Here is a 21653-nt window from a genome sequence, read left to right as displayed (position 1 = left end):
AATCATCTTTAAGCACCTAACCCAACAAAAATTTGGTGTATCACCAAAAGTAGTAAAAGGTAAAAACACAAATTGAAAATACTGGGTAATGCAATCCAGCCTTGTGCAATCCATTTGTTGGTTAAGGGACTTAACCAGCGAAAACATATATATGCAAAAATGGCTTGGACGAGCAAAGCAGGCACGTAAATACCGTAGACATTAAACTCACCCATGCGCTGTGGCTCCTGTAAGCGTACGATCTGCATTCATTTGGTTTGATGAAACATGACACATGCTATAAGCAATATTATTTAGTGAAATAAATAATCTTTGACGCAGAGTCATATCTTCAATATTTGAAGCAAGTTGTTTAAGTTCAAATAAGGTTTGGTGAATGTGCTGTACCAATACATCACTTTCACCTTTTTCATTTTCTTTAGCTCTAAATAGCTCATCTAAATCTTGTTGCAAACGACCAATGTGATGGGCCAATTCTGAAGATGTCGGAACTTGATTTGCTAACTCTTGTAGTCGGCTTAAGTCAATGATCGCACTTGATTCAACCAAAGCCTGTTGAATAGATTTTTTAATCTCTTCTGACTGAACCATTTTAGTATTTAAGACACCAACACGGTCTAACATCCCCCGTAAGTGAACTTTAAATTCAATACCATAAGGAATGTATATGGCTTGGCGCATCGCACGGTAATGTAAAGCCAAAATACGGTTTGCACTGGTATCGGGTGACATGGCACGCACAACATCAATAACGACTAATGACACCAATACGCCCATGACCATACCAAATGAGCTATCCAAATAAGACACTGCATCCATGCTATAAGCATTGTGCAAGTTCAGCCCCATCATGGTATTAATACCTAGCACCATCCCGACCGGCATGAGTGCCTGATTCGCCATCATGGAAACCGCAAATAAGAACATTGGTAATAAAACGAGTCCAAGTTCCCAAAATGTTGTGACATGAGGGAAAATACCAAACGCGTAAATAAAAACTAAAACCGCCGAAGCCACACTGCCCCATATAAAAATACGCAAGACAGGAACAGGGTTATCTAGGGCCGTTAAGATACAGGCAGTGACTGCACCGATCTGTGCCATCATGAACCCAGCTTTCCAGCCAGAAAGAATCCACACACCAGTCACAATAAATGTAATCAGCACTGCACTAATACCACCTCTGACTGCCACACCATGATCTCGGTGTAAACTTGGATATTTAGTCGTCATTGGGGTAATGTTATCTGGAATCTCTTTATTACCTTGCTTGATGCGTTGCCATAAAACTTTTACAGCTAAAACATTACTAATGAAATGACGCACATCCATTTTCATGGCAGCCAATAACACTTGCTGATGTTCAGAAGCCGAATCATTTAAGTTCAAGAAATCATTTTCAAACTCGTCAGGTAACTGCAGAATATTTTCATCAGTCATCTGATCTTTTTGTTCCAGAAAATGAATCACATGCCCTGAAAGCTGCTTTAATTTATCTGAATGACTTTCAATAAAATTGAGTTCTTGCAGTTGTTTAATTCGTTCAGATAAAGCAACCAAGTTCGCAACCACCATCGACATTTGATGGAGCATTTCTTGCAATGGTTTGGTCATGCCATGCAACTCACCTTTTTCATAGCTCAAGTGAACTGCCAGAGCATGAATATCAGTCGTATCACGAGTAATCGCAGCTAAAAGCTGTGTATTGTTTTGCTGTTGATCTGCATTTAACAAATTAGCAAACAGGTTTTCTGTATCTTTGAGGGTTTTCGTTACGCGCTGTTTGATTGCCGAACCAATATGCATGGGCAAAATAGTCGCAGACACAACCGCACTCGAAATCACACCAATTGAAATCTCAAGTACACGTGCCAAAGCAATATCAAAAATATTGTACTGATCAATATAAGTAATCGCGTTATACACAATCATTGCGGTTGAATAACCTGCCAACATAAATGCATAACTGCGGGGAGTCCGGTCTAATAAAGACACATAAAGCGCAAAGCCCACCCATAGTGATAACACAACCGTAAAGATCCACGGCGTATTAATCAGATGCGGAGTAATGGTTAAGGCAATAATAGCCCCGCCTACCGTTCCCAATAAACGATAAACACACTTAGACGACACCATACCCGAATAAGGATTGGCGATAATCAGGACGGTACCGATCGACCACATTGGATTAATCAGGTCTAATTCGAACGAAACAAATAATGCCAACATACCGGCAATAAATGTCTTTATTGCAAAAATTAGATCAAGCTTACTCGGGCGGAAAGCCAGTATTTGCTTTAATAACATGAACTCATCTCAAATATAGATTTGAACTGATGAGCATGCTCATCAGTGTCCATTTGCTTTTAAAAAAAGACAATACGACTTTGTCATTTGCCTATAAGACAAATGAGTTAATGAGAGCATCCTTCAATACAATGATTTTTCCTACATCTCTGCATGATGTACCGAGATGATTTCAGTTTGACCGCTATTTATACGACCAAGCTTAGGAAAGAAGAGACATCGAGAAAGCTGGTAGAATAAACCACTTTCTCGATTAGATATTTTGTTGCACAATTTTTTCAAATTAAAGTGATTTAGTCAACTAAAATATCTTTATTTGATAATTTGATATGTTTTTAGTTAATCATATATGATGTGTGAATCAAGAGAACTTTTCTGATTCTGAGCGTAAAATATTTAAATCAGGTAGTTATCTTGGAATTGAGACAAAGCTTCAATTTTTCTGTTATAAGAACTCAAGTGTGACCCGTTTATTAAGGATACGAATAAGACATCATGGCAATTTCAAGTTTTGGCAAAATTTTAACCGTACTGGATTTATTTTCCGTTTCACGACCAGTGATTAATGTCGATATTATTTGCGAAGAACTTGGCTTGTCTAAACCGACCAGCTACCGTTATCTGAAAGAACTCGTATCAGCCGACTTATTAAAACGTATTAATGGTACTTCTGGCGATTACACTTTAGGCTCAAAAATAGCAGTTCTTGACTATGTATCTAGAACAACCGATCCATTGGTCCAAATCAGCACGCCATTTATGCGAAATATTGTAGAGCGTACTGAACTTTGCTGTTTACTCACCTATTTAAATGATGACTACTGCATTGATATTCATCATGAGATTTTTAAAGATACTGAATTACTTTCATATGGTCGAGGCTGCCCACGCCCAATTTATGTTGGGGCTTCACCAAAAACGATGGTTTCACATTTAAGTAAACAGCGCATGCATGACTACTATGAACGTTTTCAACATGAGCTGTCTGAATCAGGTTTTGCTGTAGACGAACCTAGCTTTATTCAACGTATGCGTAAAATAAAAAAACAAGGCTTCTATTTCTCGCAAGGTGAGATTGATCCCAATGTTTCCGGGCTTGCTGTACCCGTTCGTTTTTCAAGTAAAGAAGTTCCTTTGGCTTTAACGTTAGTCGCATCAAAGAACCGCTTTGATTTTTTAAATATTGAAAAGTTGATTGAAATTTTGCAAGAAAACGCGGCATTGATTGAGCAACGCTTTATGGAACTTTCAGAAAAGGGCGAGATCTAAAATAATATTTTTGATAATTTAAAGTTTTCTTACACTTTGAAGCATTGAAAATATCCAAATATTCTCATATTATGATTTTAGCACCTATTGATGATTCTTTTCATCAGCAGCTCATCAATAGTAGGCTCTCCCTCAGAGGAATAAGCTCATGTTGCCATCATGGGCTTTTTTCTTGCCCAATTCTTAGAAAAAACTTATGAAAATTTGAACTGACGAAAAGTCAGGTTAATCCGTGGTTGTAAAATCTTGGTTGAACGATTTAAACGGTGTTGCCAATATTGTTGAGTCTCACCACGCATCACAATAAGTTGACCCGGTTGTAACCACATCTCAACTTTTTCTTTAGTTTGAATATGCCTAAAAGAGAACTTCCGCGTTGCTCCAAAACTTAAAGAGGCAATTGTAGTGGTTCTGGCTAAAGACACATCCGAATCACTATGCCAAGCCATTCCTTGAGTTCCGTCTTCATAAAGATTTGCCAAGCAAGAATTAAATTTTTCTGAAAGGATCTGCTCTACTTGCTGTTTTAGCTGAGCAAGTGCTTTGTCCCACGGTAAAGAATCACGAAAGACACCAGAATATTTATATCGATAATGCTCATCTCCATACCAAGCAACTTTACGAGGTGTTATAAAGTGCTTGCCATATAGCTTCGCTTCATCATGTCGCCACGCCAAATGGTGGTACAAATAATGAAAATATTGTTCAGCTTCTTCGGCAGTTAAAATACATCCATAATCCTGAACCTCACCATCATAAGGCAATAAGTTTGAACAAGGTTCTGGAGAAAATAAATCTAGCGTCATGCAATCTCCCCTTGCTGCTTAGCCATCTCCCAAGCTAACAATGCCAGTTTACGCCCTTTTTGCCAATGGTACTCACCGACCATTCCTGTTGCGCGAATGACCCGATGACATGGAATTAAATACGCAATCGGATTTTGGCCAATAGCTGTAGCCACTGCTCTGACTGCTTTAGGTTTTCCAATTTGCTCAGCAATATCTTGATAGGTTCGTAACTGTCCTTCGGGAATAGTAAGCAGTGCCTCCCATACTTGTAGCTGAAATGGTGTTCCTGCAAGATTAAGCGGTAATTTCTGCTGTAAATGTTCTGAGAAGTCTTGTCTAAACCACTGTGCAATCTGTTGATGCCAAATCGGAGAGTGATTTTTTAACTGAGCTTTCGGAGAATACTGTTTAACGATTTCTTGTATGTTATCACTGTGATCAACAAAGCGAACAGAACAAATCCCTTTATCACTACTTACTACCAATAAGTCACCAAATGGACTCGTTTCAACTGAATAATTCAATTCAACGCCATCACCTTGCTGCTTATATTCACCAGGGGTCATCCCTTCAAGCTGAATAAACAAATCATGTAAACGACCCGTACCCGACAGTCCAGTATTTAAAGCCGTATCTAATAAACTACGTTGCTGCATTAAATAATATTTTGCTTGCTGCAAGCTCATATATTGCACAAACTTCTTAGGGCTAATGCCTACCCATTCTTGGAACTGCCGCTGGATATAACTCGGGCTTAAATTCATATATGTAGCGACATCTTCTAAGCTTGGTTGCTGGTCTAGATGTTCATATAAATATTCAATAATTGTGGCAATCGCAGCAAATTGCCGAGAAGAAAGCATTTGCATCTGTCACCTCCTTAGTACTCAATCTTACTTTAAAGTAGCCAAGACCCCATGACGACCCGATTCTTGCACTTTCCAATAAAAAAGCCTTTCGCAAGGAAAGGCTTTTGAACATCTTTTTAATTTTATGGCTGCTTTAGGTATGGCCATGCAGCTTTTAAATAAATAAACATTGACCATAAAGTCAAAATAACGGCGGTATATAACAAAGCATAGGCCAATACTTCTAAAGGCTGCCAATTCAACAGGAACACGCTAATCGCAATCATTTGAAATGCAGTTTTATATTTACCGACTGTTGATACGGCTACACTGGTCCGCGCGCCAAGTTCTGCCATCCACTCACGTAAAGCAGACACAGTAATTTCCCGTGAAATAATAACAATTGCAGCGAAAGCCATCGCAATTGTCGGTTTCCACTGCACTAAAACAATAAGTGCAGCTGCGACCATAAGTTTATCTGCAACCGGGTCTAGGAAACGGCCAAATGCTGAAGTCTGGTTTAAAGTTCGTGCTAAATAGCCATCAAACCAGTCGGTTACGGCAGCCAGCACGAAAATAGCCGTTAAGATAATATGACGTGTCATACTTCCTACGTGCTCACCAATACCTATTGCAGGCGGCCAATATGCAATCACCAAAAATACAGGAATAAGCGCAATACGCGCCAAAGTTAGGATATTTGGGATATTCAGGATTCGCCCTGTGGTCATAAACACCGCCAATTTAGTCTTCACGCATCTTTTAACAGACAAAGACACATACTTCAATATTGTATCTATCTGTAACAGCCACTTTATACGAAATATGTGAATCGAGAAAGTAGATTACTTAGGTAAATACCGTAACAGTTTGCCGCAAGATTGCAATTAAATGATCATTTTGATCCCAAAGATATGCATATTCTGTGGAGTACCCCTCAGCTGCATATTCAGTAGTTACTTTATATTTAAACCAGTCACACAACTGGTGCCGAACTGGATGAACATACGTAATATGCCATGATAAAGAACTTGCAGGTGCAACTTGCTTAAACATAGGCAAAACACCCGGTGGCCAAATATCCATAAGAACAATCAAATCAGATAATGTCATTTGACGATTCGCATGCTGCTCTGGTGAGAACCTTGACCAGCCACCAAAGTCGGGGTGTTTACTTCCCGTTACCGGATAATTCCCCTCAGCCCAACAGACTTCAAAATGCTGAAAGCATTCAGGCATATGTTTCGCAAAAGGAATGACAGATAAATTTTCAGGTGATACATAAGCAGGGACGACTGGCTCTTGCTTTACCTCAATACTCGATGCACGAGAAGCCCCAAAACTTGCAACCAAAATCGTTTGTACCGCATCATCTTGCCATAAACGTGCTTCAAGCGTAGTGACTGACTTTCCTTCTCTTAAAACTTCAATAGTCAATCGGGCAGCGCCTTGTTGTACAGGGCCTATAAAAGCAACACTACAAGTTAATAATCTTTTATTTGAATCTTGAATATAGGAGCATGCTTTTTGCATTAATAACCCAGCAACAAGGCCACCAAAAACGGTACGGCCCTGTAACCATCCTGCGGGTATATCAATCCATTCATTTTGTTTTACATCTTCCCATAAGTGCAATAATGACATTTATATCCCTAAATCATGCGCATGATTAAGAAATATCTTTCATTATTTTGACCAATATGTGAATGATCATTCAGCTATTAATTTACGAGCGCTTTTGTCACTCATCTTCTCAAGACATGACTACTCATGCAAAATTTTATAAATCGTTCTTGCCATCACTTCACCTAAGCCCGGCACGACTGTCAGTTCTTTTTCAGATGCTTTTAACACACCTTGGATACCACCAAAATGTGTTAATAAATCTCGGCGGCGTTTAGGTCCTAAGCCCGGAATTGCTTCTAAAACTGAAGTACTGCGGCGTTTATCACGTTTAGCGCGGTGTTTAGTAATGGCAAAACGGTGAGCTTCATCACGCACCTGTTGAATCAAATGTAGCGCCTTACTATCTTCAGGTAACTGGATTTTTGTGCCATCGGTAAAATGAAGCGTTTCAAGCCCCGGTTTACGGCCTTCACCTTTCGATACACCTACCATAAAAGCTTCTAACCCAAGCTCTTGCATTACTTCCATGGCCATATGGAGCTGGCCTTTACCACCATCAATTAAAAGCAGATCTGGTAACATTGCCTTTTTATAGCGACGCGTTAAAGCTTGGCGCATTGCTGCATAATCGTCACCCGCAGTAATATCTTGAATGGCAAATTGGCGATAGTCCCGTTTACGTGCTCCACCTTGGTCAAACACTACGCATGATGCGATCGGTGCTTCGCCCATGGTATGACTAATATCAAAACATTCAATCCGATCAATTGGACGGCCAACTACCTGCTCAAGCTGGTGGAAACGCTCATTGAGTTCTAAGTGGTTACTCAACTGCCCTTTAATTGCATGTTGAACATTCATTTCGGCAAGTTCTAACCATTCAGCACGTGTTTCTCGTACACTGCTCTTAATCTGGACTTTCTTTCCAAACTGCTGTGCTAAGGCTTCTTCCAGCTCTTTACGGTCAGGTAAGGCAGTATTCACAATCAGTTCGCTTGGTACTTCATCGGCAACCTGAAAGTAAAAGTTTGCCATGAAGTCACTTAGCATTTGACCAAGGTCATCGCCTAACATATCAGGGAAATAGCTTTTACCTCCCAACATACGTCCGTTACGTACATGCATAATCTGCACACATGTCACGCCAGCCTGATAGGCAATTGCCAAAATATCAGCTTCACCTTTCACTTTGAAAACAGCTTGCTGTGCTTGTACTTCGCGAAGTAAAGACAACCGATCTCGATAAAAAACCGCTTTTTCAAATTCAAGATCTGCCGCTGCCTGCTCCATTTTCGCAATCAGTTCCTGGTTTAACTCTTTGGTATCACCTTGTAAGAAACGAATACTGTTATTCACATCTTCTTTGTAATCTTCTGGCGAGACCAAACCTACACAAGGGGCCGAACAACGCTTGATTTGATATTGCAAACACGGCCGCTTACGCTGTGAGAAATAACTATTTTCACATTGGCGAACATTAAAAAGTTTTTGTAAAACCAGTAAGGTATCTCGCGCACTATAAGCACTTGGGTAAGGCCCAAAGAATTTACCAATTTGGTGCTTACCTTTGCCACGTCCACTGGCAATTCGCGGATAAGGTTTATCTGCCGATACAAAGATATAGACATATGACTTATCGTCACGCAGCATAATGTTATAAGGCGGACGATGCTGTTTAATGAGATTTTGTTCTAAAAGCAGCGCTTCGGTTTCTGAACGCGTAACTAGCGTTTCAATATCATAAATTCGAGCAACTAAAGCTTGAGTTTTCGGGTGCTCAATGGTTTTAACAAAATAACTCGACACCCGATTTTTTAGATTTTTAGCTTTGCCAACATATAACAACTCCCCCTCTTTCCCTAGCATCTTATAAACGCCTGGAAGTTGGGTCAGATTAGCTAAAATTTTTTCAATATGGGGACGAGCGTTTTGATTCACTATTGGCATACATGGCTTAATATTGAATACCTAATGTGATGTTTTCACCTTTACTTTTCAAGTGCTTTACTGTGCCAGAACCTAAAATTGAAAAGGGATAGGAAACTAGCCCGACAAAGTGTGTCGTACTCCCTTAAGAATCGAGGCGATAGTAACTATATTTCACATCTTTTTCTTTATAGACCGCATAGGTTTTTTGACGGAAATCAGAGAACCAGCCATTACCCGTATAGCCCGCAATATGCCCGTAAGTATGTCCACTTGTACGTTCGATAATATAAATATCCCCTTCTTGAGGACGATTAAATGCCGGCTTGATTTTCTTATAACCATTCTTTTCTAGCGTTTGCCCCCAGTCAGATGCAGCTACAGGATGCTTTGATACATCTGCACCCGCAGCTTGTAAGGCAATACGAATATTCTTGGCACATTTTTCTTTACTGTGCTTTGCAGACATGCTTTCAAGCTTACTTGAAAACTTATGTAGATCAATATTTTGATCTTCCGATTTATGTCGTTTAGAAACCGGTCGATGAAGTTTTTTATTTCCCGAAGAAGCTTTGCTTAACATCGCTTTCGTTTTTAAGTCACCTTGAGAACTTTCTTCTTTTCTCACTTTGATATGGTGAACATATGCATGAGCTGCGTGATGAGCATGAGCCATTGTAAAACCTACTTCCGCTAACCAAGTCTTCGAAAAAACCGCGCCATTGTAGAATCAAAATTATCTGTTGGCTTTTAATAGTTGTAACAAATTGCCAGCACTGTGAAATGAGTCACAAAATTAATTTGTCGTTTTTAATACCTATAAAAAAACGCCCTTTCGGACTTACTAAAGATTGGTCAATCCCATCTATTTCAAAACGATTGACCAAGCACTTATAGAGTTTCAGATTAGTTTAAATTATTTAAATAAACTGTTCGCTCTGCAGTTTTTTGAATAAAGCATTGTGTATATTGCATTTCCTGATTTTGCTTACGCATGTCAGCAGTCCAATAATCGGATTGCTTTTGGTAAGTTTCTAAGTCTTTTTCAGGAATTTCATCTACAGTCTTTTGTGCCAGCACCTTACATTCAACATCACGTTTTTTAAACCAATCCGATTGATCTTGTTTAAATTGAGTTTTTTTATCGGCACTCAATTTATCCCAAGTCAGATTTAAGCGTTCCACTTGCTTCGCTTTGTCAGCATCCAATTCTTTTTTACGAACATCCATGGCTTCCTGAGCCAGAGCAGTCTGCTCTTCATTATTTTGCTCAGATATTTGCAGATTTTCTTCAATATTTTCTTCAATCAACTCATTTTCTTTAACATAAGCTGCATATTGCACAGCTTTAGTGGCAACAAAAACCAATCCTTCAATCACACTATTTTGAGTTGGCAAGTCAAACACCAAACCTTCTTTATCTGTTTTTGTAATATTATAGAAAAAGTCACCTTTCAATTGATCATTTTCAAGGGTCAAAGAGGATTCATTATCCGAAAAATAGTCATTGAGCGTATCCAATTCTTTATCAGAATGACGCAACTCTTCAATATATGCTTTTTCCGCACGTTTTTGTAAACCTTTAGGGAATGAAACAACCAATTGGCTTTCACAGCTGAGTTGTGTATTTTTTTGGCTTTCATCTTCTAACGGTAAAGTGCGAACATTTTTAATTTCAAACTTCAAACCTTGATTAATTTTATTAAGAATATCCGTATCAACCTGATATTGACTTTGCCTTAAACTACGTTCGATTTGTTTCAAATATTCTTTTTTCAAAGAGGTTTGAATCTGATTTAAATTATCAGGGTATGTACAGCTCCAATCCGAAATTGCCTCGACTTTTTCTGTTTTTGATTTTGGCTCTGGCTTAGATTTACCACATCCAGTCAATATCACTGCTGCAGTGAATGTAGTTATTACTAAAGCTTGTTTCATCACCGTATTCATTTATATTCCACGCAAATTTTTAAAATTTATTAAGTACAAGAAAGGCATATATTTACCAGTCGCCTTATCATCCCAATAATTAAAATAGAATTCACCTGAAATTTTATATAAAATACTCCCCACGCTAATAATCATCGTTTTAAATGCATAAAAATAAATCTAAATTATTTAAATAATCACAATAAAAAAACGCCCTTTCGGGCGCTTTCATTAAAATACGTATGGTCGAACAAAAATCAGGAAGAAAATTCCAAGCATGAGGAACCATTTCAAGAAGTAATACAACTTACGATTACTAGCTTTTAAAGCTTTAGCTTTAATACGAATTTGATAAACATAACCAAAGGCTTTATTTAAGCCCCCTGTTTGGTCACCTGTTTCATTCGGTGAGCTTGCCGCAGTCATTACGTTACGACCAAACCAATGATTGAAACGTTCCATCCATTTTACTTTCATTGGACGTTCAACATCGGCAAAGAAGATGATACGGTTTTGATCGGTCTTATTTTCAGCATAGTGAATATAAGTTTCGTCAAACACGACACTTTGACCGTCACGCCAAGAGTATCTTTCACCATCTACATCAATGAAACAACGGTCATCATTTGGAGTAATCAGACCCAAATGATAACGGAGTGACCCTGCATAGGGATCACGGTGTTTTACCAAACGGCTGTCAGGAGCAAGCTCTGTAAACATTGCCGCTTTAATCGTTGGTAATGTTTTGAGTAAAGCCGTTGTTTTTGGGCAAAGTTCAGCAGCTGAAGGATGGCTTGATTCATACCACTTGAGGTAAAAACGTTTCCATCCTGTTTTAAAGAACGAGTTAAAACCTAAATCATTGTAGGTACTTGATGCTTTAATCCCACCTTGGTCATATAAAGCTTTCGCTTCATCTCGAATCATTTCCCAATTTTCATCTAACACTTTTAAATCTTTAAAGTGTTGAGTGTCGATATAGGGTTGATTCGGTACCTTTGAAAAGATGTACATTAAAAAGTTAATCGGTGCGAGCAAGGTTGAATGGTCAAAAAATTGACGATAAAACGAGTGACGCACTTTGCCGCGATGTTGGATATACAATGCAGATATCACAAAAATCGCTAATATGATCCACTTAATCATATTGCTACTCTTTCAAAGTTTAGGGCAACCTTACCTTAATTTTCTAAGGTAATAGCAACCGGAAGTTTATTTAATTGGCGCAAATTTTAACAAAATTGACTTATAAAAAGCGAATGTAAAAAATTAAACAGTGTATTTCGGAAAATTAAGAGGCCTTAATATAAAAAAAGCGCTTAATTTGTTATGGTGATCATTCATTAGAAAATTGTGACTTTGTAGTCGATTTTTTTAGACATTACACCAGAACAATTGACCTTTTTGACAAGAAGTGAATAGGATAAAATTCTCATTTTTTATATAATAAATTAAAGATTTATACTTTTTATAAATAAAAACTTAAATTAAAACAAAAGCCTTTGCTCAGCAGCTATCTCTATGATTTTCTTTATGCATTTAATTGGTATGAATTCAATTAAAAATAAGATGACCCTTGCGTCACGGCTTGATACAACTTGTCGGGTTCTTTTTAGATATAGTTATCGTAAGATTAGCGAAGCATAAATGTGTACCGGAGCTGTACACACGCTTCATAACATCAACTTAGAAATCCTCCAAAACTAAGGAGATCAGGCATGATCCACGCTGGCAATGCCATTACCGTCCAAATGCTTGCGGACGGAATTGCAGAATTCCGCTTTGACTTACAAGGTGAGTCGGTCAATAAATTCAACCGTGCAACAATTGAAGATTTCAAAGCTGCTATCGCGGCTGTAAAAGCTAATAACGATATTAAAGGCTTAGTTGTTACCTCGGGCAAATCTACATTCATTGTTGGTGCAGATATTACCGAATTTGGTCAAAACTTTGCACAAGGCGAAAAAGCGATTGTTGACTGGCTTATGCCTGTTCACGAAATCTTCAATAGCTTTGAAGATTTAGACCTTCCAAAAGTTGCTGCTATTAACGGCATGGCTTTGGGTGGTGGTTTTGAAATGTGTTTAGTTTGTGACTATCGCGTGATGTCAGAAGCTGCACAAGTCGGTTTACCAGAAATCAAACTCGGTATTTACCCTGGTTTCGGTGGTAGTGTTCGTTTAAGCCGTCTCATTGGTATTGATAATGCAGTTGAATGGATGGCAATGGCTACTCCAAAGAAACCGGCTGCTGCACTTAAAGATGGCGCTGTAGATGCTGTGGTTGCTGCGGACAAATTACTTGACGCTGCTACTGACCTGGTCAAACAAGCGATTTCTGGTCGTTTAAACTGGAAAGCAAAACGCCAAGAAAAACTTGAAGCTGTAAAATTGAACCCACTTGAACAAATGATGGCGTTCAACACAGCAAAAGGTGCGGTACTTGCTAAAGCAAATCCTGCTCAATACCCTGCTCCAAAATTATTACTTGATTCATTACAAGCTGGTGCAAGCCTTGCACGTGATGAAGCGTTAAAAGCTGAGGCTGAAGGCTTTGCCAAAGCAGCCGTAACTCCTCAAGCTGAAGCATTAATTGGTTTATTCATTAATGACCAAGTTGTTAAAAAAGCATCTAAGCAACATGAAAAGGGTGCTCACCCTGTAAACCAAGCTGCTGTACTTGGCGCGGGTATCATGGGTGGTGGTATTGCTTACCAAGCGGCAAGCAAAGGCACTCCAATCATCATGAAAGATATTGGTAACCCACAACTTGCATTAGGTATGAAAGAAGCAAACAACTTGTTAACCAAGCAAGTTGAACGCAAGAAAATGAAACCTGCGCAAATGGGTGAAACACTTGCTCGCATCCGTCCTACTTTAAGCTACGAAGAGTTTAAAGAAGTCGACATCGTGATCGAAGCGGTAACTGAAAATCCAAAAGTAAAAGAAATCGTACTTGCTGAAACTGAGAAAAATGTTCGTGAAAACACGATCATTGCTTCTAATACTTCTACCATTTCAATTACACGTTTAGCAAAAGCATTACAACGTCCTGAAAACTTCGTTGGTATGCACTTCTTCAACCCAGTTCACATGATGCCACTTGTTGAAGTTATTCGTGGTGAAAAAACTTCTGAAGAAGCAATTGCAACTACGGTCGTGCTTGCTCAAAAAATGGGTAAAACACCAATCGTTGTAAATGACTGCCCAGGATTCTTGGTTAACCGTGTATTGTTCCCTTACTTCGGTGCATTTGACCTTCTTGTAAAAGACGGCGCAGATTTCCAGCAAATCGACAATGTAATGTCTAAGTTCGGTTGGCCAATGGGTCCTGCTTATCTGATCGATGTTGTAGGTATCGATACAGGTGTACATGGTGCTGAAGTGATGGCTGAAGGTTTCCCTGACCGTATGAAGCCAGACTACAAAGGCGCGATCGAAGCAATGTACGAAGCGAAGCGTCTTGGTCAAAAGAATGATGTAGGTTTCTACAAATACGAACTCGACAAGAAAGGCAAGAAAGCAAAAACTGTTGACCCAACAGCGTATGAAGTAATTGCTCCATTCGTAACTGGCGAAAAACGCGAATTTGATAACCAAGAAATTATTGACCGTATGATGCTTGCTCTTTGCAATGAAACTGTTCGTTGCTTAGAAGACAACATTGTAGCGACTGCGTCTGAGGCAGACATGGCAATGATTATGGGTATTGGTTTCCCTCCATTCCGTGGTGGTCCATGCCGTTACATCGACCAAACAGGTGTTGCTGAATACGTTGCACTTTGCGACAAATATGCGCACTTAGGTAAGGCTTATGAAGCGCCACAAATGTTGCGCGACATGGCTGCTAACAACAAAAAATTCTACGGTTAAGGAGCGACGTGAATGGCTACTTTAAATCCACGTGACGTTGTGATTGTTGATGGCGTTCGTTCTGCCATGGGCAAATCTAAAAACGGTATGTTCCGTAATGTACGTGCCGACAGTTTATCTGCTGAACTTGTACGTGCGCTCGTTGCCCGTAACCAGTTTGATGTAAATGAAGTTGAAGACCTGATTTGGGGCTGTGTAAACCAGACCCTAGAACAAGGTATGAACATTGGCCGTAACATCGGTTTATTGGCTGGCTTGCCTAAAACTGTGGCTGGTCAAACAGTGAACCGTCTTTGTGGTTCTTCTATGCAGGCAATCCACACTGCGGCTGCACAAATTGCAACAAACCAAGGTGATATCTTCATTATTGGTGGTGTAGAGCACATGGGCCACGTAGGTATGATGCACGGCATCGACCTTAACCCTGAAGCATCTAAACACTACGCTAAAGCATCTAACATGATGGGCTTAACTGCTGAAATGTTAGGTCGCATGAACGGCATTACCCGTGAAGAACAAGATGCATTCGGTGTTGAATCTCACCGTCGTGCTTGGGCTGCAACTCAAGAAGGCCGTTTCAAAAATGAAATCATTGGTGTTGAAGGCCACGATGCAAATGGCTTTAAAATCCTTTGCGACATCGACGAAGTGATTCGTCCAGATGCAAATCTTGAAGCGTTCAAAGCATTAAAACCTGTATTTGACCCTAAAGGTGGTTCAGTAACAGCAGCAACATCTTCTGCTCTTTCTGATGGTGCTTCTGCAATGTTGCTTATGTCTGCTGAACGTGCACAAGCATTAGGTTTAAAACCACGTGCCGTAATCCGCTCTATGGCGGTTGCTGGTTGTGATGCAGCAATCATGGGTTATGGTCCAGTTCCAGCAACTCAAAAAGCGCTTAAACGTGCTGGCTTATCAATTGCTGATATCCAGACTGTTGAGTTAAATGAAGCATTTGCTGCACAAGGCTTGTCTGTTCTTAAAGGCTTAGGTCTGTATGACAAACAAGACATCGTGAACTTAAATGGTGGTGCGATTGCTTTAGGTCACCCACTAGGCTGTTCAGGTGCTCGTATCACCACTACGTTGTTAAACGTAATGGAGCAACAAGATACTCAAATCGGTCTTGCGACCATGTGTATCGGCCTTGGTCAAGGTATCGCAACAGTGATCGAACGTGTTTAATTAACACTGAGATAAAAGAAATCCCCGCTCAATGCGGGGATTTTTTTATCGACCTTTTAAACCATCTTGAATTTGCTGCTGTAATTTCAAAATATCATCTAAATTTACTTTCATCGTACCTTCACGATAAGCATCGACATTACTTCGATTAATTTGCAGAGGCTTTAACATTTCAAAAAGACCATTGGTTGAGTCAGAAGATTGGATTCCACCCGCTACAGCTAGAATATATTCTCGTAAAAATGGAGAAAGCTGAGACAAGTCTGGCTGTGCCATGACAGGTTGATAGTCTACTGTCGTCATACCTTCAGGGACTAAAGCATTCTGTATATCGTTATGAGTTTTATACTCACGATGTTGTAGAGCCTGACGCACTTTTTTATCTTCTTGAAATGGGACAAAGCCCACTTCTTCACGTAGCTCAGATTCGGCCATAACGCGAATTGTAGGTAAAGTAGCCACTTCTTCTGCTTGAACAGTTGGTAAACCCATAAAAGCAAATACAGCAATGAAGGCTGATTGTTTTAGAAAGTTCATAACTTGCTCCCAAAATCAGTCACCCTACGCGAACTCAAAATGATGACTAAATAAAATGTTCTATAAATAGGCTACAACAAAGTCATTTTTGATTCAGTAATGCTCAGATAAACGGTAAATAACGTTAGATTTTTAAACTTATTAAAAAGAAATTCATAAAAGATTTTAGAAATTAATCTGAATATGGCTAAGTCATATTATATTGCCAGATTTAAATATTACGATTTTTTGTTTATAGTCAGCTTTTTATAAATCTATTGAATTCGACAGAAATAATGAACTTTAAAATATTAAATCAGAATATTCTTATGAGCTGCTTACTAGCCAGTTTCTTTCTCACTGGTTGTGTGAGTAATCGAATTATTGGTGAAAACACGCGAGAGCTATTTACAAAATACGACTCAGGCTATGAATGGATCACTTTAACAGAAGATGATGTAATTGCATTCGGTAAACCATCAGTATCTCTCCCAAATGAACCAGAGGACAGTATTGTTATCGCAGGGAAAAAATATAGTTATGTCATTAGTAAAGGCGGTAACGATTTCATTCAATTAATTAGTCAATTAAATCCACAATATATTCAAATAAGTAATGAGCTAGATTTTAATGCTCCAGCTTCGAATAGTAACCATTTTTACGGACATATTAGATTTTCTTACACCCCACCTAATGGGAAATTGAACGAGAAAGAATCAGCTTTATTCAAACAATATGGTGTAATTCCATGTGACTATGAAAAGACATTAGAACTACATAAATTTGAGTTAAATCTTAGAGGAACTGTTTATCCTCCTGTAAACAATCTTAAAAAAATAACCCCTTTATCCAAGCCATATCACGTTAGAATCCAATATCTTCATGATAAAAGCGGAAAAGTACCCTTATCAACTAAGGAGAAGCTAGCAAGTTTACCACTGCTTCCGTTTACCTTAACTTTCGATATTATTGCTTTACCTGCGAAAGTCATGGGTATCATTTACCAGCCTTAATAGATTAGGAATAAAAATTACAAATTTCAGTAAAGATAAAAAATCCCCGCTCAATGCGGGGATTTTTATCAATTTTCTAACATTTCTTTTAAAGAATCGACTAATTGCGGAAATTCCGTATAACCTTCCCGACCTAAAAAGTGCCCACCATTAGGAACGGTAATATAAGGCGCATCAATATCCTTAGCCAATTGAATCGTTAGTTGTGGTGGAACCAAATCATCATTATCAGACAAATAAACCAGCTTTTTCTTTATGTCACGGAAATAGTTGGTGTCGACTTTACTCTTTGTTATATAAGGACTAAGAGGTGAAGAGTCTGAAATTGGACCAGAGAATCCAGATACTAAAATCATTCCTCCAATATTTTGATAATCATGTCTTTGTAAAAAGTGTAGCAAGGTAATTACCCCTAAACTGTGGGCAACAAAATAAGTATTTTCATTAACTGCAGGAATCTGCTCATCTAATACTTTCTGCCAAGCATCGACGTCCGGATGCTCAGAATCTGGAAATGGTATTAAAGTAACAGTTGTATTTTCATCTTCTATTTGGTGTTTTAGGTCCAAAAACCAATGATCGTTAATAGAAGCTGAGTAACCGTGAAGCACAAATATTTGACGCATGTTCTTCTCCTGTAATTCAAGGGTTTTGGCATTTGTAACAAATGACATTAATCCGAATATCACCAATAAAATGAGTTTTCTAATCATTGAACAAGTACCATTTTGAAATATAAAAACATGCTAAACTATGACACCACTGTTAAGGTCAACCCATATTTTATGAACTTAGCTAAAGTTTCCGAGCTCACAAAAGTAAGCCCACGTATGCTGCGGTATTATGAAAATTTAGGGCTTATACAGCCTCATCGAGCGAGTAATAATTATCGAAGTTATACGCAAAAAGATATTGAAAATATTAAGAAAATTAAAATATTAAATGACGCAGGTATGAACCTGAAAGACATTCATGTTTTATTGCCATGTTTTGATTTAGATGAACGGGTATTTACGCTGTGTCCAGTGGTTCAAGAAAAACTACAAACAGAACTTAAGCATGTGTCCGATCAGTTAAACAAACTGCAAACTTCTCAAAGTTTATTACAATCTTTCTTGGCGAAAGGAAAAGCTGAGAGCACCAATATTTAAAAAGTGATGCTCCTCCTGTCGCTATTCTTTTAACTCCCCTTCCAAGGCAGCTACATTCTTTTTCTTAATTTTTTCAATTTTTGCATTAAGTTTTAAAACGTCTTGATACAGTGCATTAAACTTTTTGACCTGAGCATTTTCATGGAAAAGTATCATCTGATCTTTCTTTTGCCATGGATAAGTTTTTAAAAGCTTAAACATTTCTTCTGCTTTATCTAAAATTTGTAGCTCAATCATAAAAATTGCATGGTCCTGATCGGCTTTTTGCTGAGCTCCTAATTTTATTTCGAGGATTTGTCTCATCTCTTTATCAACAGACAGTTCCTGAATTTTTGCCAAGAAGGTTTTATGAATTTTTTCATATTCGGATTGATACTTATCTGAAGCTCTGCGAACATCGGCTAGCATTTTTTCGGTTTCAGCATATTTTTGTTTTTTATCATGATCTAAACGGTCAACATTTAAAAACGTATCCCATTTCGCAGCTTTTAATTCTCTTAAATATTCATTACGTGCATTTACATTTTGGACCCAATAACTCAAAAGAAACTCTGAGACTTGTTTGTAGTGTCCTGCCAGCCGTTTATCGTGAATATCAAGTTGTACAGGTTTAGTCCAGTCTTGGGCCTGATCATAAAGCTGATTCATTTTTTCAGTCATTACCACATCAAACATTTGACTGCTATCTTTGGCTTGCTGCTGTTTTATATGTTGATAGGTAAAAAAAACAATACTCGTAATAACAACCAGACTTGCAATTGCAATCAAAACTCGGCGCATAAACACCTCCTATTTCCATTCTTATAGTTTTGCTCTTTATAGTTATAAAATAGAGCTTATAGTTCTTTATATGCCATTTATTTCACAATACGCAACACTCTATTCTCCATTCAATGCTTTAAATCCGTGTACATCATCCCTATTATGATGGGTAAATTATATTTATGAGATTCTCCCATGCGTGTTGATGTCTGGTCTGATGTAGTATGCCCTTTCTGCTATATCGGCAAAAAACGCCTTGAACATGTCGCTGCCGAGGCAGGTATCGAGCTTGATATTCACTGGCATAGTTTCGAACTAGATCCTGATGCTCCCGCAAAACATGACACTTCAAATACTGAGCGTTTGGCTAAAAAATATGGCCGTACCTATGAAGAGATGGAAGAAATGGAACGCAACATTGCGGCCATGGCTGCTTCTGAAGGTATTGACTTCCAATGGCAAAAAGCCAATTCAGGCAATAGCTTTAATGCACACCGTATTATCCACCTTGCACAAAGTAAAGGTTTAGGAAACGAAGCAAAAGAAGCTTTTTTCCATGCTTATATGACTGAAGGTCTAGCTATTGGCGAACGCGAAGTTGTAGAAGAAATTGCTTCTCGTATTGGCCTTGATAATGCCGAAGTTGAATATGTACTCGATACAAATGAGTTGGCTGACTTTGTTCGTCATGATGAAAAAATTGCACATGAGCAACTCAATGTAACTGGCGTACCTTTTTTTGTATTTGACCAAAGAATCGCACTTGCAGGAGCACAACCTCGTGAAGTGTTTTTACAAGTACTAGAACAAGCACAACTCAAGGCAAATGCTGAAAATATCGAGCAAGATGACGCAGCTGTTTGTAATGATGAAACATGCGATATTCCACAAAATAAATAGGCTTAACGATAAAGTGTGAACGAGTCGTATGTTTTATCACCATTTTAGCAATAGAGCGTTCTAAAAAAAGAACTATTCAATTGTTTAAAATCGGTTTATGATTGCGGCTTAGAATATTCGCGCTGTAATGTTCTGTTTTTTATGTGTTTAATGATCGGAATTTGAAGTTTCCTTGATCAAAAACTCCCCCTAGTTTGGGGGATTTTTTTTGCTTAAAAATTATCGCTAATAGCTTAAACTTTTTAATTAATTTCAAATATGTAAGAAAAGTTAAATTTACTTAAGTTTTGTGTCGTCCTCTTGATTTTATTAGAAAAATCTACAAAAGTGACAATAACAACAAAACATAAAGATAGATATGAAAACATTTCACATCATTACATATCGGCAGCTTTTTGCCCTTTTGACCTTAGGATTTGGTTCAGTATGTATGGCTCATGCAGAAGTAAATTCTTCCTCAACCCAACAAGTAAACGGTTTGTCATCTGGAGCACAAACTGAAGAAAATAAAGATGAAAATCTTTTAGACCAAATTCCAAGATGGATTGATGCAACCCCAACGATTTTCCCGGAGCAGTCCAACGAACCAATTGTTCCACCAACCGTGCAAACCGAAGATCAGACTTGGTTTGACCGTAAACAAAAGAAAATCCGTAATTGGGCCGATCGTACATCTGGAAAAATTGATAATTGGTTTGGTGAAGTTGACCCACAAAAACCTGCATCAGCCACCATTCGGGTCATGATCGATAACTATTGGAATGAATATGATAATTATGAAATCAAGCCCAGAATTCGCGGTAAGATCAAATTACCTACTCTAGAGAAGCGTTTAAGTGTGGTATTTGGTGATGACTCTTTAGATGACGAATTTAATAATAGCCCAGCCAATATCAATCAAAACCCAAATCAAGATCCAAATAAAAAGTTAGATGGTAAACGAACTCGAGATGACAACAGCTCAATCGCATTACGTTGGTCAAATTTCTCGAAAAAGCTACCTTTTGAAACAGACGCTGACTTAGGTGTCCGTTCTGGCGATGATATTTATGTCCGTTTAAAAGCATCGAGAGACTGGCAACTCCGTAATGATTTTAAATTTTATGCAGAACAAATTTATCGTTATGGCATAGATAGTGAAAACTACTTACGAACTAATCTTGAACTTACCCATGCTCGTCCAAATCAGCCGATCTTATCAAACCAGTTCAGCTTAACTTATGCCGATGATCAAGACGATGATTTGACATGGGAAAACCGTCTTTTCCGAGAACATAGCTTCTTTGCAAATAACCGTTTTAACTATGGTATTTATACAGGTGGCTACTACAATGACAACGATTTACGTTTAAACAGTTGGGGACCATTTGTATCATGGCGTCAACCTGTTTTACGTGAATGGTTCTTTGTACAAGGCGACCTCAATTACTTTAATGACCATCGTGAAGATCGCAACCATTATGTGAGCACATTCTTACGATTAGAAGCCCTTTTCTAAGCTTAAAGATCACCTTGGGTTCCCCATCCAAGGTGATGAATAATAAAATACTTTTAAATAAAA

The 21653-nt window shown here is 38.4% G+C and carries 20 protein-coding genes; 7 read left to right on the top strand and 13 right to left on the bottom strand.

Annotated features, from left to right (window positions below; genetic code table 11):
• Nucleotides 1-8: 8 nt before the first annotated feature.
• Both MKL36_RS01295 and MKL36_RS01290 read right to left on the bottom strand, forming a co-directional pair.
• Nucleotides 9-215 (bottom strand): DUF1656 domain-containing protein, encoded by a 207-nt coding sequence (locus tag MKL36_RS01295; RefSeq protein ID WP_000503613.1) that lies wholly within the window; start codon nucleotides 213-215, stop codon nucleotides 9-11.
• Nucleotides 208-2307, bottom strand: a complete 2100-nt coding sequence (locus MKL36_RS01290) for an FUSC family protein (RefSeq protein ID WP_000925017.1) — start codon at nucleotides 2305-2307, stop codon at nucleotides 208-210. Before MKL36_RS01290 ends, MKL36_RS01295 begins: the two co-directional genes overlap by 8 nt.
• A gap of 495 nt (nucleotides 2308-2802) precedes the next feature.
• On the opposite strand from MKL36_RS01290, the gene MKL36_RS01285 reads away from it, so the two are divergent.
• A complete protein-coding gene (locus MKL36_RS01285; RefSeq protein ID WP_001018361.1) occupies nucleotides 2803-3576 on the top strand; it encodes an IclR family transcriptional regulator in 774 nt (257 codons plus the stop codon).
• A gap of 194 nt (nucleotides 3577-3770) precedes the next feature.
• Here MKL36_RS01285 and MKL36_RS01280 read toward each other — a convergent pair whose 3' ends face one another.
• From MKL36_RS01280 to lpxO, 8 genes are all read right to left on the bottom strand, one after another.
• The gene (locus MKL36_RS01280; RefSeq protein ID WP_000171257.1) at nucleotides 3771-4382 is read right to left on the bottom strand and encodes an alpha-ketoglutarate-dependent dioxygenase AlkB family protein; all 612 of its coding nucleotides are present in this window, start codon (nucleotides 4380-4382) and stop codon (nucleotides 3771-3773) included.
• Entirely contained in the window at nucleotides 4379-5233 is an 855-nt protein-coding gene (locus MKL36_RS01275; protein ID WP_001178152.1) for a methylated-DNA--[protein]-cysteine S-methyltransferase, read from the bottom strand. Before MKL36_RS01275 ends, MKL36_RS01280 begins: the two co-directional genes overlap by 4 nt.
• A gap of 122 nt (nucleotides 5234-5355) precedes the next feature.
• The gene (pgsA, locus tag MKL36_RS01270) at nucleotides 5356-5943 is read right to left on the bottom strand and encodes a CDP-diacylglycerol--glycerol-3-phosphate 3-phosphatidyltransferase (RefSeq protein WP_000206941.1); all 588 of its coding nucleotides are present in this window, start codon (nucleotides 5941-5943) and stop codon (nucleotides 5356-5358) included.
• A 118-nt stretch (nucleotides 5944-6061) separates the two neighbouring features.
• On the bottom strand, nucleotides 6062-6856 hold the full coding sequence (locus MKL36_RS01265; RefSeq protein ID WP_000054633.1) for a thioesterase family protein: 795 nt from the start codon (nucleotides 6854-6856) through the stop codon (nucleotides 6062-6064).
• Nucleotides 6857-6976: 120 nt separating this feature from the next.
• On the bottom strand, nucleotides 6977-8776 hold the full coding sequence (gene uvrC / locus MKL36_RS01260; protein WP_012300759.1) for an excinuclease ABC subunit UvrC: 1800 nt from the start codon (nucleotides 8774-8776) through the stop codon (nucleotides 6977-6979).
• Nucleotides 8777-8909: 133 nt separating this feature from the next.
• Complete coding sequence (locus MKL36_RS01255; RefSeq protein WP_000929594.1) at nucleotides 8910-9440, bottom strand: CHAP domain-containing protein; 531 nt, start codon at nucleotides 9438-9440, stop codon at nucleotides 8910-8912.
• A gap of 230 nt (nucleotides 9441-9670) precedes the next feature.
• On the bottom strand, nucleotides 9671-10714 hold the full coding sequence (locus MKL36_RS01250) for a lysozyme inhibitor LprI family protein (RefSeq protein ID WP_031222981.1): 1044 nt from the start codon (nucleotides 10712-10714) through the stop codon (nucleotides 9671-9673).
• A gap of 210 nt (nucleotides 10715-10924) precedes the next feature.
• Entirely contained in the window at nucleotides 10925-11839 is a 915-nt protein-coding gene (lpxO, locus tag MKL36_RS01240) for a lipid A hydroxylase LpxO (RefSeq protein ID WP_000598896.1), read from the bottom strand.
• Nucleotides 11840-12411: 572 nt separating this feature from the next.
• On the opposite strand from lpxO, the gene fadB reads away from it, so the two are divergent.
• Complete coding sequence (gene fadB, locus MKL36_RS01235; RefSeq protein ID WP_000580938.1) at nucleotides 12412-14565, top strand: fatty acid oxidation complex subunit alpha FadB; 2154 nt, start codon at nucleotides 12412-12414, stop codon at nucleotides 14563-14565.
• Between the two features lie 12 nt (nucleotides 14566-14577).
• On the top strand, nucleotides 14578-15750 hold the full coding sequence (gene fadA / locus MKL36_RS01230) for an acetyl-CoA C-acyltransferase FadA (protein ID WP_000212712.1): 1173 nt from the start codon (nucleotides 14578-14580) through the stop codon (nucleotides 15748-15750).
• 45 nt (nucleotides 15751-15795) lie between these two features.
• On the opposite strand, the gene MKL36_RS01225 is transcribed toward fadA, so the two are convergent.
• Nucleotides 15796-16287, bottom strand: a complete 492-nt coding sequence (locus MKL36_RS01225; RefSeq protein ID WP_021511385.1) for a hypothetical protein — start codon at nucleotides 16285-16287, stop codon at nucleotides 15796-15798.
• Between the two features lie 275 nt (nucleotides 16288-16562).
• Here MKL36_RS01225 and MKL36_RS01220 point away from each other — a divergent pair, with 275 nt between their 5' ends.
• Entirely contained in the window at nucleotides 16563-17279 is a 717-nt protein-coding gene (locus tag MKL36_RS01220; RefSeq protein ID WP_001009587.1) for a hypothetical protein, read from the top strand.
• 68 nt (nucleotides 17280-17347) lie between these two features.
• On the opposite strand, the gene MKL36_RS01215 is transcribed toward MKL36_RS01220, so the two are convergent.
• Nucleotides 17348-17992 carry an RBBP9/YdeN family alpha/beta hydrolase gene (locus MKL36_RS01215; protein WP_001986386.1) on the bottom strand — a complete coding sequence of 215 codons (645 nt, stop codon included), beginning with the start codon at nucleotides 17990-17992 and terminating at the stop codon, nucleotides 17348-17350.
• A 72-nt stretch (nucleotides 17993-18064) separates the two neighbouring features.
• Here MKL36_RS01215 and MKL36_RS01210 point away from each other — a divergent pair, with 72 nt between their 5' ends.
• Nucleotides 18065-18430 carry a MerR family transcriptional regulator gene (locus MKL36_RS01210; protein WP_001046657.1) on the top strand — a complete coding sequence of 122 codons (366 nt, stop codon included), beginning with the start codon at nucleotides 18065-18067 and terminating at the stop codon, nucleotides 18428-18430.
• Nucleotides 18431-18451: 21 nt separating this feature from the next.
• Here the strand turns inward: MKL36_RS01210 and MKL36_RS01205 are convergent, their stop codons facing one another.
• Complete coding sequence (locus tag MKL36_RS01205) at nucleotides 18452-19210, bottom strand: hypothetical protein (protein ID WP_001255246.1); 759 nt, start codon at nucleotides 19208-19210, stop codon at nucleotides 18452-18454.
• Between the two features lie 177 nt (nucleotides 19211-19387).
• Between MKL36_RS01205 and MKL36_RS01200 the strand changes: the two genes are divergently transcribed.
• Nucleotides 19388-20092 (top strand): DsbA family oxidoreductase, encoded by a 705-nt coding sequence (locus MKL36_RS01200; protein ID WP_001261850.1) that lies wholly within the window; start codon nucleotides 19388-19390, stop codon nucleotides 20090-20092.
• Nucleotides 20093-20450: 358 nt separating this feature from the next.
• Nucleotides 20451-21590 (top strand): hypothetical protein, encoded by a 1140-nt coding sequence (locus MKL36_RS01195; RefSeq protein ID WP_000846683.1) that lies wholly within the window; start codon nucleotides 20451-20453, stop codon nucleotides 21588-21590.
• Nucleotides 21591-21653 lie beyond the last annotated feature (63 nt).

This window comes from Acinetobacter sp. AOR12_HL, from assembly GCF_027855275.1.
GTDB classification, from domain to species: Bacteria; Pseudomonadota; Gammaproteobacteria; order Pseudomonadales; family Moraxellaceae; genus Acinetobacter; species Acinetobacter baumannii.
Note: the sequence above shows the minus strand (reverse complement) of the source record. Positions and strands in the feature narration are given on the sequence as shown.